At 38.3% G+C, this 14,135-nt stretch carries 15 protein-coding genes; 5 read left to right on the top strand and 10 right to left on the bottom strand.

From position 1 onward, the window contains the following. Window position 1: 1 nt before the first annotated feature. From GVK91_RS09435 to GVK91_RS09420, 4 genes are all read right to left on the bottom strand, one after another. Window positions 2-2,143 (bottom strand): TonB-dependent siderophore receptor, encoded by a 2,142-nt coding sequence (locus GVK91_RS09435; RefSeq protein ID WP_159728149.1) that lies wholly within the window; start codon window positions 2,141-2,143, stop codon window positions 2-4. A 73-nt stretch (window positions 2,144-2,216) separates the two neighbouring features. Beyond that, on the bottom strand, window positions 2,217-2,591 hold the full coding sequence (locus GVK91_RS09430) for a hypothetical protein (RefSeq protein WP_153846422.1): 375 nt from the start codon (window positions 2,589-2,591) through the stop codon (window positions 2,217-2,219). Window positions 2,592-2,977: 386 nt separating this feature from the next. After that, window positions 2,978-3,250, bottom strand: coding sequence for an alpha-N-acetylglucosaminidase C-terminal domain-containing protein (locus GVK91_RS09425; RefSeq protein ID WP_159728147.1), 273 nt, complete (start codon window positions 3,248-3,250; stop codon window positions 2,978-2,980). Between the two features lie 172 nt (window positions 3,251-3,422). Further along, on the bottom strand, window positions 3,423-4,205 hold the full coding sequence (locus GVK91_RS09420) for a DUF6794 domain-containing protein (protein ID WP_235032842.1): 783 nt from the start codon (window positions 4,203-4,205) through the stop codon (window positions 3,423-3,425). 307 nt (window positions 4,206-4,512) lie between these two features. Between GVK91_RS09420 and GVK91_RS09415 the strand changes: the two genes are divergently transcribed. Then, window positions 4,513-5,946: a DUF4932 domain-containing protein gene (locus GVK91_RS09415; RefSeq protein ID WP_159728145.1), complete on the top strand. Its 1,434-nt coding sequence runs from the start codon at window positions 4,513-4,515 to the stop codon at window positions 5,944-5,946. A 76-nt stretch (window positions 5,947-6,022) separates the two neighbouring features. Here the strand turns inward: GVK91_RS09415 and GVK91_RS09410 are convergent, their stop codons facing one another. From GVK91_RS09410 to GVK91_RS09400, 3 genes are all read right to left on the bottom strand, one after another. After that, complete coding sequence (locus GVK91_RS09410) at window positions 6,023-6,283, bottom strand: hypothetical protein (RefSeq protein ID WP_153847683.1); 261 nt, start codon at window positions 6,281-6,283, stop codon at window positions 6,023-6,025. Between the two features lie 169 nt (window positions 6,284-6,452). After that, on the bottom strand, window positions 6,453-7,502 hold the full coding sequence (locus tag GVK91_RS09405) for a hypothetical protein (RefSeq protein ID WP_153847682.1): 1,050 nt from the start codon (window positions 7,500-7,502) through the stop codon (window positions 6,453-6,455). Between the two features lie 198 nt (window positions 7,503-7,700). Further along, entirely contained in the window at window positions 7,701-8,162 is a 462-nt protein-coding gene (locus tag GVK91_RS09400; protein ID WP_153847681.1) for a VOC family protein, read from the bottom strand. 393 nt (window positions 8,163-8,555) lie between these two features. Here GVK91_RS09400 and GVK91_RS09395 point away from each other — a divergent pair, with 393 nt between their 5' ends. Beyond that, entirely contained in the window at window positions 8,556-9,203 is a 648-nt protein-coding gene (locus tag GVK91_RS09395) for an Imm19 family immunity protein (protein ID WP_153847680.1), read from the top strand. 133 nt (window positions 9,204-9,336) lie between these two features. On the opposite strand, the gene GVK91_RS09390 is transcribed toward GVK91_RS09395, so the two are convergent. The 3 genes from GVK91_RS09390 to GVK91_RS09380 are packed head-to-tail and all read right to left on the bottom strand — an operon-like array spanning window position 9,337 to window position 11,211. Next, window positions 9,337-10,398 (bottom strand): cytochrome-c peroxidase, encoded by a 1,062-nt coding sequence (locus GVK91_RS09390; protein ID WP_153847679.1) that lies wholly within the window; start codon window positions 10,396-10,398, stop codon window positions 9,337-9,339. Beyond that, window positions 10,395-10,712, bottom strand: coding sequence for a DUF3817 domain-containing protein (locus GVK91_RS09385; protein WP_153847678.1), 318 nt, complete (start codon window positions 10,710-10,712; stop codon window positions 10,395-10,397). The genes GVK91_RS09390 and GVK91_RS09385 overlap by 4 nt, the downstream gene beginning before the upstream one ends. Window positions 10,713-10,749: 37 nt before the next feature. Beyond that, window positions 10,750-11,211, bottom strand: coding sequence for a hypothetical protein (locus GVK91_RS09380; RefSeq protein WP_159728143.1), 462 nt, complete (start codon window positions 11,209-11,211; stop codon window positions 10,750-10,752). Between the two features lie 378 nt (window positions 11,212-11,589). On the opposite strand from GVK91_RS09380, the gene GVK91_RS09375 reads away from it, so the two are divergent. The 3 genes from GVK91_RS09375 to GVK91_RS09365 all read left to right on the top strand — a co-directional run bounded on the left by GVK91_RS09375 (window position 11,590) and on the right by GVK91_RS09365 (window position 14,135). Then, window positions 11,590-12,177, top strand: a complete 588-nt coding sequence (locus GVK91_RS09375) for a TetR/AcrR family transcriptional regulator (RefSeq protein WP_159728141.1) — start codon at window positions 11,590-11,592, stop codon at window positions 12,175-12,177. A gap of 227 nt (window positions 12,178-12,404) precedes the next feature. Then, window positions 12,405-12,932 (top strand): DUF420 domain-containing protein, encoded by a 528-nt coding sequence (locus GVK91_RS09370; protein WP_153847674.1) that lies wholly within the window; start codon window positions 12,405-12,407, stop codon window positions 12,930-12,932. Between the two features lie 66 nt (window positions 12,933-12,998). Continuing rightward, window positions 12,999-14,135, top strand: a complete 1,137-nt coding sequence (locus GVK91_RS09365; RefSeq protein WP_159728139.1) for an efflux RND transporter periplasmic adaptor subunit — start codon at window positions 12,999-13,001, stop codon at window positions 14,133-14,135.

The raw sequence follows: 14,135 nt of genomic DNA, 5'->3' as shown, positions 1-14,135 counted from the left end.
GCTAGAAAGTATAAGATACATTCAACCGGAACTCGCGCGGGGCATAGGGCACATAGGCGTAGAGACCTATTGGCCTTGTCCAGGCACTCCCATAATTGAATCGGTTGGTCAGGTTATTGATAAGACCATTGATTGCTATTTTGCCGTTTGTCCAACCTAGACCGGCATCCAGGCGAAAGAGCGCTGCAATGGAAGGAATTTCATCCTGCGGATATCGGCCAGCTCTACCAGCTTGATATTGGTAGCCTGTCGAAACACTCAGTCCAGCCAGTTTCTCAAAAGGAAGCCGATAATTTAGCCACGTGTTTTGTATATGCCGTACGCGATAGGGGGTAGCCTTACCTATCAGTGCTGGATTGGCATCGGCGGAAATATAACTATCAGTATACGCATAATTAATGACAGCATTCAAACCCTTGACAATTTCACCTTTGAGGTCAAACTCAATTCCTTTTGACTTGGTCTGCCCAATTTGTGATTGCAGGTTTGTCGAAGGGTCTGTCACCAAGATATTGTCGCGGGTAATATGGTAAAGGGATAGAGTACTGTTCCATTTGCCATCCCACCAGTCTTTTTTTAAACCAATTTCATAATTTTTCCCCCGTAGTGGATCGAATGTTCTCCCATCAGCACTCAAGCCACTCTGTGGCGTAAAAGTATGGTCATATAATGCATAAAATGAGGCGTTTGTGCTAAGTGCATAATTTACACCGAGACGAGGTGTAAGGACGAGATCCGAAACACTGGATTCTGCAGGGATATCAATATGGCTTGTCGATTGTGTTAGACGTGCCGCCAAGGTTAAATGTAGCCGGTCCTGTAAGAAACTAAGCTCATCCTGTAGGTAAAAAGCCAAATATTTTATCTGCTGTTTGTTTGTCGCAATGCTTTCGAGTGAACCTGACTTTTTGTTGTCATCGAATGGTGTACCATACACGGGGTTATTAACATCTAGCGGATATAGCGTTTGGTTGGCACTTTTGTCATTATATCCTGAATAGCCGAGTAACGACTTTCGATTTCCGTCCAAGCTGGCCAAAATGTGATGATCGAGCTCACCTGTTTTGAATAGACCGTTCACATAGACCTGAATGGAAGCAACATCGGTCGCAAATCTTTCATAAGTAACACGTCTTTTGATTTCGGACGGTCGGTTTTTATCATAGGCAGATACAAAAAAATAGTTGCCATCCATGTGGTTATTGGCGTAAGCAGTTTTCGCTGTCAGGTTCCAGTTTCTGCTTAGTTTTTTTGTATACGTTAAAAATGCGCTGTGTTCCACTGCCTGTACAGGATCCTTCTGTGGGTCAGCAATACTGAAATCACGTGGGAGGGATGCGAATCCATAGGGAGAGAATACCGTGAGTAGATATTGGAGAAAGGATTGTTTTTGAAAACTATATTCCGCCGTTAGGGACGATGTGGAGTCTATACTGTATGTCAGGCTCGGGTTGACCACGATCTTGTCATTAAATGCAAAGCGTTGAAATGAACGCGATTTTTGTCCTACTGCATTTAATCTATAGCGCCACTTTTTATCCTTATCGAAACTGCCGTCCAGATCAGTGCCAAGACGGTAGAGATCCCAGCTTCCTGTCTGAAAGAAAACTTGGTTGGACGTGATACCTGTTGGTTTCTTGGTGACGAGGTTAAAAGATCCGGCGGGGTCACCGATTGCATTCATAAAGCCCGAGGGACCCTTGATAAATTCCAATCGATCGATCATATTGGCATCTTCAGGCATAGGCCCGTAATAGATCATGGACATGTCAACACCATTGCGTAAGGTATTGATCCCAGCCCCGCGCATAAATAGAAAGGGACCATAAAAATCGGCGGTATTGTTGCGCATGACACCACTGACATTCCTGCTAATGGCTTCGTTGATATTAATTGCCTGCTGGTCGGTAATGATACTATGGTCTATTTCCTGAATATTTTGTGGAAGCTGGAGTAGGGGAACCTGTAGCTTTAAAGTGTTGGATGCAGCATCCAATTTGTATTTTCTGTAATATTTGGAAGTGACAAGAGCTTCGTCAAGCCTGATGCTGTCGCGTAGCCTAGATGATGAATCTGGTAAAGAATGTTGTGCATATACTATACTGCCTGACAATGCAAGCAATACGGAAAATGAGTATTTCATGAATTTATGTTGCCTTTGATGATTTTTTCTAAGAATAATTCAATGGCCGATAGTGCCATTGTAGGAAAAGTAATTAGGCAGCAATAGGGGGGCGAAATAAACGATTTGAGTCTATACTGTGATATTTTGTAAAAACCGGTCCCAGTGGAATCGATTTTATTTCAACGGAAGCTGGCGTGAAGGAAAATAGTGCATACGAATTAATGAAATCATACACTTCAGCCTTAAGCTTTGCTGTAGGATTCTGCTTTTCTTTCTCCTGTGCCTTCCTGATTTTTTTCATTAATACACAATTTCCATTACAGTGCAATTGTGGTTTATCGCGGTTTTCACAAAGATACTTCGCAATGTAATCTTTGTTTACATAAAATGCACCTATGACAACATAGCCCCAACTAGCTTGGACGAGCAAGGAAATTGTCAAGAAGTATAGGAGCATTTTTTTCATTTGGCCAAACTTAGATAAATTGTTTCTGAAATACAATTTAATTTTTTGGAAGTTAATTATTGCTTTAATCTCTGAAGCTTGAAAAGGCTACTTATTTTCTGGGGCAAACACGGCATGGCACATGACACTGTTCATGTTACAGTCTCTTTCTAATTCTACTTTGATTTGCTGTGTTCCGTTTGTTAACGTCTGCTGTTCCGTCAAGCCTTTTCCATACTAGATCCTTATAATATTCTGGAGGATAATTTTATGGAGTCCAATACTTTTTATAATATTTTGGCTGCGATAAGCTTTGCGATATCAATGGTAGAGACTCGAGATGTCGTTATAGGCTGAATAAACAAAAGAACCTCGTTAATAAGGTTCTTTTGTCGTGAAAGTGGTGCTTATTGTAGTATATAATCCTGTATTTTATCGATTTTTTCCTTTTTTAGTTTGATCAGTGGAAAGGGATCCGTTTCTTTAGCCCAGGCTACTTCGATCGTGTAAAATACCTCAGCAGGTACTATATTTCCTTTGAGACTTTCGTCGATAAATAATTTCCACCTTTGGTAATATAAAGATCCTAATAATCCGCCCCATTCTTTATGTGCACAGTCTTTTAATAACGATCCCCAGTCCACCAGTGTAGCATTCACAGTCAAGCCTAGAGACAGCATTCGCAAAAGATTTTAAGGATAATATTACTAGTGAATATATGTGTATTTTTCTGGTCTTCAAATGATTATATGATTTATAATGACCTCCTTATCGTTGTTCAGACAAAACATAGCGTTTGGGGATTCATGAATGCTGTCTAAGACCTGTGAAAGAAAGTATTATTGAAAAGTTTTATGGAGTCCAGTACTTTTTATAATACTCTAGCTGCGATTTTACATCGGGATCTTTCCCCTTTAATTTCCTATAATAACTTGTTAATATGATGCCAGACATGTCGTCAGGATGCCTTATTCCCCGTTTAGCGAAATAGGCGGAGAGCCTTGAACCTCCCCAGAGGCCCCAATTATTTCTCATCCACATTCCAAATCCGAAATGTGAGCCGGCCATAAACTCTGACTCTGTCATTTCTCTTACTTTATTTTTGGTGCTATCATCCCAGAACGAGTCTATTTGGACAAAACAATCGTCAAGGTTTTTCGGGATATAAATACCGGCAATTGTGTCCGCATTCATCCGCTTTCTGATTTCCTTTTTCAATTTGTTTTCCTTCAGTTTGAATGTCTTCAGGAGAGAATCTTCTTTTACATAACCCGCTGAGAGTAGCTGTTTATAGTATTCCAAAATCACATCTTTTTTAAAGTTGTGGATTCCTTTATTATTTAAATATGTAAATAATGGAGATTTTCCAGTCGAAAGGAGCGAGTCAATCAATTCAAATTCACTTTCAAGTTCATTGTCGGTTAATTCACTTAACTCTACCTCATCACTATACTTGATTACGTTTTTTAGGCTATCCGAAACGTTAAGATTTAAGAATGAGGCTGTTTCTTTCAGATTTCTAGGAAGGGAGTTTTGAGCAGAAGCAGAGTGCAGTGACCAAACAACTGATATAAGTGCAAGCAATATAAATCTTCGGGTGGCCATATTATTGGTGTAAAGCAGTTTTAAATTCAACTAATTAGATCTAAACAATTCTTGAACTAATTTAAGAATTTATTCTTTTCTAACAGCTGTCAACTTAGGTAACGTTTGACAAAAAATGTAATATGCTCTCAACTCGTTATAGGACTTAAGTGATCAATTTAATATTAGTGAATAAGATTTTAGAAAATGGCTGGCAGCCTGTTCAATATTGAACGGCTAGTGTTCAATAACGGTCAGTATTAAGAAAGAAATTCGTTCATAGTGTATTGGCAAATAGCGTGTTAAATTTATTGGCAAGCTATTTGGAATCCCCATTCAAGTACAAAATGAATAAAAGATGGTAAAGCCTATTTCCAATATGTTCGACAAAACTTCTAAATATGTATTGATTATCCTATTCAGTTTATCATTTATGCTTACCTATGGGCAGCGTAACGAAATTATGGATAAGCCAAAAGTTGATGAGCGTATCGAGATTCTGAGTATTGTATTTAGACTTGCTGGCAATCAAGAGTATAGTTCAGGCATTTTTAAGCGCTATGTTGATCGAATCAATGAACACTATGGTCCTTTTAAAGAACACGAATTGATCACTTTTGTCAATAAGATTAAAAATGAAAATGGCATAGGCTACGATGCGGTGATGAGTATTGCCATACATCTTGATGATAAGTTCAATCTTAAGCAAAAAAATATCAACGAAACCCTGGACAAAAGGTGGAGTAGAGCTAATGCTCTTCAATTCGCAACACTATTAAATAAGTTTTACAAAGACAGTAATAGCAAAGGATTTTTTCAGGATAACCAGACACTGTACCATGAGGTACAAAAGCGCTTTCTTCCAATTTATGAACATATTGAATTGGACTGGTACCCTAAATTCTATGGTAAGAAACCATCCGAAAAGTTTTTGATTGTGAATGGTTTGGGGAATGGCGGCGGTAACTATGGGGTAGCCATTAAAAGTCCACAGGGTCTTAAGGAAGTCTACGCTATTATGGGGACATGGAGTATGGATAGTCTTGGCATGGCTGAATTTCCGTTACAGAGCTATTTCCCTACATTACTTCACGAGTTTAACCACTCCTTTGTTAATTATTTATTGGAAAAAGACACGACAATTTTTAGAGACAGCGGCGAAAAATTATATAGCGTTGTAAAGGAGAAAATGAACCAGCAGGCATACGGTAGCTGGCAAACGATGTTGAACGAGGCATTGGTTCGAGCTGCGGTTATCAAATATCAAAAAGATCATAATTTCAGCTTCGAAGAGATTTCAAAGGAAACCAATGGACAGCTAGATAGGGGATTTCTTTGGATTGAGAAACTTGTTGATGAACTTGAAGACTTTGATCGTCAGCGAGACTTATATCCTACTTTAGAGAGCTATATGCCTGTACTTGCCAAAGCTTATCAATCTTACGCTGCAGATATTTCTTCTTTAGATGCAGCTTTTGAAGAAAGAAGACCAAAAATCATTTCTTTTGCGGGAATTCAGGATGGACAAACCAATTTCAACAACACCTTAAGGGAGCTGAAGATAAATTTCGACAGGCCTTTATTGGGACAGGGACGGTCATTTAGGGGAGTTTCAAAAGAAAGTTTTCCGCTGATAAAAGGTCAACGCTATTCCTCAGATAAGAAATCTGTTATCATTGATTGGGAATTGGAATCAAACAAAACCTATGAAATTATCATTACAGGAAATGCATTCCGTACTGCAGATGGGATACCGATGAAAGACCATTATCTAAAATTTAGTACAAAGTAATTTACTGTAATGGACAATATTTGACCATATACATAATCAATTGTGGCAAAGGTAACTCACATTATCATTGTGAGAGTTAAATAGGTTCATTCCATTGGGGTATACCGATAAACATATCATTTACAAATTTTTCTGTATACCGCTGCATTCCAGTTTCCTCCTTATCAAAGTAGGTCTTTATTTTTGAACAGACTTTAGAATTGTAGCATAACTTGACACGGAAGTTTTCGACCCATTCAGCCCGTATAACAATAGTAATTAATCTTTTTGTATCTCTAGACAAGCCGATTACGGTGATAGCTTGGCACATCCCGACATACCAATCGATAATATACACTTTGGTGCTCGGGCTAAACTGTTTCGTGCCATAGCGGGTTTCTATTTTCCCTTGACCATAGCTAATTTCCTATTTGATGTTAGCTACTAATGTCCATAATGGTATAGGTTCTAAATGATTCATATTTATTCAGTTCGGTCGAATTTATGTTATGCAGATTTTTTTAAGGCTATTCGTATACAAAATCACTATACTCCAAAGCCTTTTTGTGATATTGCTCAGCTAGTTCAGCGAAGCGGTTATTCCTTTTATCACTGCCTAAAAAGCCACTCACACTTTCCACATTAGCATTTTCAAATACAGGTTTAAAATTTTCGGGATCTTGATTTCCGTTCCAAATAATGAATTCTTGCAGATTTGGAGCATTTTTTAAGGATGACATGTCAGATAATCCTTTCATATCCTCCAATGAAATCCGTCTCAGTAATTTATTGTTAGATAGATCGGGGAAGATCGTTACCTGTTTTAGCGATTGGATAAATAGATTTTGGAGTGTGGGTAACGCTGAAATGAATGATAGATCCGAAAGCCCACGTACTTGCCAAAGTTCTAGGTATTTGATTGATGGTAAGGTTTTTAGTGCCTCAAAACTTTTTATGCCCCCAAGTTTAATATCGACGGACCACAGGTGTTTTAGACCTTTAAGATAATCAATGTTAGGAGTTGAGATCGAGCGGAGGACGATTTTTTTGAGATCCTTTAGTTTACTGATTACATTGATTCCTTTTTGATGTCCTTCAATATAGAGGTATTCTAGATTTTTGAATCTTTCAATATAGTCAATTTGTGGTTTTTTAGATCTGGTTTGATATAAGAATAATTCTTTTAGATGGGGATTGATTTTTTCTAAAAAGTTAAAGTTATCCAAATTTAAAATACCCACAGCTAGTGTTTCTAAGTTTTTGAGCTGGGTGACAATATCAATTCCAGTAGCTTCAATTAAACAATCTATTGAAACCTTTCTAAGAGAAGGGATACGCTCCAGAAAAGTTAGGTCACAAACTGTGGAATAATGTCCAAAAATCCGTAATGCAATATCTGGCCTTTGGGAGAACACAGTCATTTCCAATAAATCTATTTCCTTATTCGATAAAGGATCGGAAAACTGGATGTATTTTGTATTGATATCCTTTGCAAGAGCCTTTAAATCTGCCTCTTCAAACCCTGTTGAAATACTATAATGTCCTGATCCTCTATTTATACTATGTATGCTCATCATAAAAGGTTTGACTAAACATAGCAAAAAAATGGTGAATATGAACTTTAGTTCACATAATATCCCTGAAAATTGATATAGATTGGAAAGTATCTTTGAATGAAGGACAATTTTGTATTTATACAGATTATCGCGAAAGACAAAAATGATCTGGGAATGAGGTTAGGTTTCTGACTGTGAATCTAGTGATCGTTACTTTGTTTAGAAATCCGCAATAATGATCTTTTTCATTCCCATCATTTTTTTGAATGCGCCGGGTCTTTTGTTGAGGTCCGCCCAATTTTCAGGACAAACCTGCCAACTTAATCCGTATTTGTCTTTCAGCCACCCGCAAACGCTCTCCTGTCCTCCATCCGATGTAAATGCTCCCCAGTAATAGTCTATTTCAGCCTGATCTTTGCAGGGGATCATCAGCGAAATAGCCTCGTTAAATTTGAATATCGGTCCGGCATTGATCCCAATAAGGCGCATTCCCAGAATCTCAAACTCAACGGTAAGCACTTTCCCAGCGAAATCCTTCTGGAAATCAGCTAGTCCTTCGGCTTCTGAGTTCGGGTAATACGTAGTATTGATTATTTTTCCATCTTTGAAAACCGATAGGTAATATTCTGCGGCTTCCTGTGCGTTGCTGTCAAACCAAAGGTTTGGAATTATCTTTTGCATAGCTTTATATTTTTTGGTTATTTTTTCTTTTTCAGTATAGCCTACATTTGATAACCCTCTGTTCCATTCTATCTGGATTTTGATCATTTGCAGTCTTACAAATTTAACAGATTTGTTCCTCGGTCGACTTGGCATAGGATAAGAAATAGAACTGCATATCTAACGCATTGCATCTCGTTGATAGTCTGATAGACAGGATAATTTATCGAACAAGATATTTTGAAAGCGGATTTTTTGCCCGGGATCAAACTGCCGGAAGTACCTCAAGTTTGATTGATAAAATAATAAAATTTATGGGGGTTTAACCAAAAGATATTTCAACTATATTAGCTGAAGGGGAGGTAAAATAATAAATTGGTTTGTCGGACCAATTTTAAATATCAGTAGCTAAATATGAATAGACAAATTACACTAAACAACTTAGAAGACAATACGTTCTTTTGGTATACGTATATTAAATGGTTCAATGGGTACGATGACATCAACGAGATCAACATTGACGAAGCACTAGAAGTTATCGGAATTGACAAAGAAAAATTAGCTGAATGGGAAGAACAATTTTTTTCGATAGATAAAGATGGAGAATCTTTAAAATTTATCGGAGGAAATTTAGTAGAAGATATAACTTTCTTAATTGAATTTCAAGATCATGAAATTATATTTTTTCTTAACGACATTTACTTTGGGAATTTGGGGGGACATTTTGAAGCATGGTTTCTAACTTGGGATGAACTTTTATCACTTCAGCAGTTTGAACATTTATTTCTGCTTATGTTACCAATGACGGCAATTGAACAACATCAAAAAGACAATGCGAAGCAGATTATACATGACCATTTAAAAACAATACCAAAGTTTGAACAAAATGCGGAATATATTTCTAAGTGTATATTAAACGGACTTTTAATTGACGAGCTCTTTTTTGAATTCGATGAAGTGGGTACCGTAAATAATCAAAATCATAGTGTTCGAAATATTCGAAAATATCCAAGATATCGAGAAAACGTAATTGAACTAAATAAAGTCTTGAAAAAATTGTGAAATTCAAAATTGCAACTCCTTTTTCCGAGCAGGAAATAGGCAATGATTATTTATGTTGGATCGACTATGATGGTAAAAGAGATCAGATGACTAAAGCTGAGATAGTAAGATTATTTATCCTAATCTTATCTGTTCATGGCCGTTGAAATCTTGGATCGGTTAAAAAGTCATTGTCTGTTAACGTTTTTAGAAAAGCTATAATTTTGCTTCTTTCACTAGCAGAAAGCGTAATGCCTATTTTGCCATTTTGTTGTAACTCCCCATCCAGATTAGAATGCTGTTTTATGCCTTCAGTATAATGGTCTAGCACCTCTTCCAGTGTCGCGAGCCTCCCATCATGCATGTAGGGAGCAGTGACTTCAATATTTCGGAGCGAGGGCACACGAAACTTTCCAATATCACTTGCCAAATGGGTCGAACTACTTTTTCCAGGGTCTCGCGATATGAGGTCTAGTCCGTTATTACGGTAACTCATATCTGTGAATAATGGCTCCTGATGGCATACGCTGCAATTTTTTTTAAATAAAGTATACCCTTGTTTCTCCGTATCCGTAAAGATGCCACCATTTTCATGCCTTGTATATTTGTCGTACCTTGAATTAGCAGATACCAGCATAGTCATGAACTGTGCAAGTGCGTTCAGCATTTTTGTCGAATCTATTGCTGTTGAACCAAAAGCAGCTTTAAAAAATCTCTTATAATTGCTGTTCAACCGAAGTTTGTCAACTGCACCCGCCATGCTGTTTGCGATTTCACAAGGATTGGTAATAGCGTTGTGAGACGATAGTTGCAATTCTTTGATGCGTCCATCCCACATAAATTCCTTTTGCCAAGCAAGATTAAATAGTGCCGGAGCATTTCTTGTTCCCGTACATTGTTTCATACCTTGACTCAATGCCTTATTTTCGTCTGAAAAAGCTGAAGCTGCATGATGGCAGCTTGCGCACGAAATGGAATTGTTTAAGGAGAGCACCCGATCATAAAAGAGAAGCCTTCCAAGTTGGAATCCGGCTGGGGTTATCTGTTGTTGACCGAATGCAGCATTTGGGGTGGGGAAGTTGGGCGGTACAGTAAAGTCTAGCTTTACGGATGCTGTATCATAATTTAAAGGAGAAGGTCGGATATGGTATCCCACAAAAATAATGATCAAATTTATGAAAGCTATACTAGCTACGATTATCGTTTTCTTATTCATTTAGCCTCCATGATAGGTTTAAGAATATGCCTGTCGATATAAAATGTACCAAATGGGATAAGGCAGGCAAGTAATACTTTACAAGTTGTTTGTCTGAATTTCCAGTGCCTTTCGATCCCCACACTAAGTGTTGATATAACAAACCATAAAAAGAGCATACCATGGACTGGTCCAAGCGCTTTAACCAGCATGGGCTGTTGTCCCCAATATTTTAGTGGTACCGCAATAAAGACAAGGATAAGGAGCGAAATACCTTCCAGATAACTGAGCAGCCGCAGGCGGCCCAACTGTGTTTTAAAAATTTGATTTAACATTTGTACGTTGAAAATTAGTAGCGTATAATGAATTGATTTAGAATGAGCGTAGATAGGGGCGTGCTGCCAGGGGAGAAAACGGCCATGGAATCGCAATTAGTATAATAAGTAATGCTGCGGAAAACCACCATAGCATGGTTTGATATTTGGCTTGGTCTTCCTGCATACGTTTGGCTTTAGCTGAGCCGATCGTAATCAACACGATTGCCACTACCGCAAGCGAAATATGGATATATTTGAAGAAAACATGCGGATTAGCCATCGAATCCAACCCGTCAGTCGTTTTAGCTAGGACAATAGGGCTTTGGATATAAAGTGCCATTCCGATCAATAACTGAATATGGGCAATGGTTGCAGTCCAGTGACGAACAGCATTGGTCTTGGTACTGAATTTTTTTTTCAATCTCAATCCCCTGAACGCAGTGAATATGGCATAAACTAGGCTACCTAAGACAAACCATCGAATAGCTGAATGACAAACAAGAAAAAAGTAATACATAACATTTTTTTATGGATAATAGATAAAAGATCAAGGCTCGTTATTTTGCCTAATTTATAAAAAATACTAACTAGTATGTTTTTATCTAAATGCCTAAATGATGAAATTTCTTACTTAAAAACTGCTTCAGTGTTAGGTAAATAAAATTACATACTAACTAGTATGTTTGCAAACATATTAAAAGAATCTAGTGTTTTGATTTTCCTAGGGTCATTTTACCGTCAAAAACATTTTACATACAGTTAGCCCTTAATAGCTAAAGAATAGAGATGAAGTGACTACTTCCTTTAATTTTTCAGTTTTACTTAAGAATGACAAGTGGGGGTGACAAGTGGTGCATTTGCTGTGTATATTTGCGACATACTAATTGGTATGTTTATGTCAAAAGCACAGGCAACAAGATCCGATATTCTCAGAAGAGCAATGGAATTGATATACAAGCAGGGTTTTCAATCGACAAGTATTGATGACATCCTGGCTACAACACAGGTGACTAAAGGAGCCTTTTACTATCATTTCAAAAATAAAGAAGAGATGGGTATAGCGTTGATAGATGAAGCTATGCATACGGAGATTTGGCCAGACATTCAAAATTCACTGTCATCAAGCTCAAATTTTAGAGATAACATTTATAAAATGATGGATAAACTTCTCTTTAAACATCCGTTTATGACGGTTGAGCATGGCTGTCCGGCTGTAAATCTCATTCAGGAGATGGCTCCGCTGAATGATGCATTTCGGTTAGCGTTGAAAAAATCGTTGAATAAATGGGAGAGAGCGATCGAAGCTGAGATCATACGGGGGCAGGAGACAGGACAGTTAGCGCGTTCGCATGATGCCAAACAGATAGCGCTTCATATCATAACATTATACCATGGTGTCAGAAATATGGGCAAGTTATTGGGTAAACCCTATTATGTATCATTTTTAAGCGAATTCCGACAATATCTCGATTCATTGAAGTAAAATTTTTTATAAAAACATACTTTATAGTATGTTTTGGTGAGTTATTAAAATCTAATTTTTACGTATTAAAACATACTGATTAGTATGTTGAAAAAATATCATGCGCAATAAAAACCTTTTTATATTCAAAAACATACCATGTAGTATGTTTAATTCTTGAAATCAATATTTATCCATGTTTGCACGAATACCAGCTCAGTCATCAATCACAAAATATCTATAAAATAATGCCATACAGAAATTCTATATTACTTATCTGGGTACTCACCATTGTTATTAATGGTTTAATCCTGCTTACTTTTTTTATGCCAAAAGTAAGCTTGGTAGCAGGCTGTGATTATTCCAGCCTGCCCATGCTCAATGCAATTTTAAATGGTTTAACCTTCTTTTCGCTACTATTTGCATTGTTTGCAGTTCGTCGTAAAGACATACTCCTGCATCGAAGTTCAATATTTCTTGCCTTCTCCTTTACCTCCTTATTCCTGTTTTCTTATTTGCTTTATCATTTCTCTATGCCCTCTACCAGTTATAAAGGAGATGGCATATTGCGAGAGATTTACTACTTTATTTTGGTCACGCACGTTGTGCTGGCAGCCGTCATTGTGCCTCTTGGGCTCCTAGCCATGGCTTTTGCGCTAAACAATAGAATTAATCAGCATCGCAAGATTGCCCGGTGGACCATGCCGATCTGGTTGTATGTCAGCTTTACTGGCGTGGTCGTATACTTACTGATTAATCCGTACTACCAGCACTGAATAACTCAAGAAATTCAGCAGTCACTCATATTCTTACACATTTCTATTATATCAAATCAAATTTTTATGAAAAAAAATCTGTTACTCGGAATTGCAATTCCAGTTATCATATTTTCTTCCTGCAAACCAGGTCATCAACCTGTTCAGGAGCCCAGTGTTCCTGAGGTTCCAGTGCTGGTTCTAAACAAGACCGATACGGTCGTTTATACAGAATATCCTGCACAGCTAGAGGGGCTTACTGATGTCGAGATCCGCCCCCAGGTGAATGGAATCCTGGAAAGGGTTTTGGTTCAGGAAGGTGCCTATGTGGAAAAGGGCCAAGCACTCTTCCTGATCGATTCACGCCCATACCGGGAAGCATATAACGATGCGAAAGCGCAGCTATCCATAGCGCAGGCCGAAGTACAGACCGCAAAAATTGAAGTCGAAAAGCTAAAAGCGCTCGTTGATAATCGGGTCGTATCAAACTATCAGCTTAAAACAGCACAGGCTAGCTATGACGCAGCGGTAGCGGGTGAACGAAAAGCGATGGCAAAAATAGAAAATGCCAAAATCACCTTAAATTTTACTACCATTAAAGCTCCCGTAAGTGGCTATATCGGCCGTCTCGGAAAGAAAACCGGTAGTCTTGTTGCTCCGTCCGATGCCCAGTCATTGACCTATCTTTCCGACAATAGGGAGGTTCACGCTTATTTTTCTGTTGGAGAAGCTGATTTTGTCGCCTTTAAGGATGGTCTGCAAGGTCGTTCAATCGACGAAAAGTTAAAGAACAGTGCTGCGGTAAATCTGGTGCTTTCTGGTGGAGCTGATTATTCCGTAACGGGTCGGCTTGATATGGTTGATGCAGCATTCGACAGGTCTACTGGAGCAATCACCCTAAGGGCTACCTTTCCCAATAGGCAAGGTCTGCTTCGTTCAGGCAATTCAGGCCGTATTAGACTTGGCCTGAGGCAGCATGGTGTAGTTGCTGTACCCCAGGCAGCTACGTTCGAAATGCAGGACAAGCTCTTTGCCTATGTCGTTGACCAGCACAACAAAACCCGGCAGGTTGCATTAACGGTTACCGGAGCTGCCGGAAACAGCTATTACATTTCCAACGGCCTGACTAGTGGGGACAGACTTATTTTAAAAGGGCTGGAGTCCCTTAAAGATGGAATGGCTGTTAAGCCCGATATATCATCCGATAAAATGGCGAGCAACTAG

The sequence above is a fragment of the Sphingobacterium sp. 18053 genome (assembly GCF_902706145.1).
Lineage (GTDB): Bacteria > Bacteroidota > Bacteroidia > Sphingobacteriales > Sphingobacteriaceae > Sphingobacterium > Sphingobacterium paramultivorum.
Note: the sequence above shows the minus strand (reverse complement) of the source record. Positions and strands in the feature narration are given on the sequence as shown.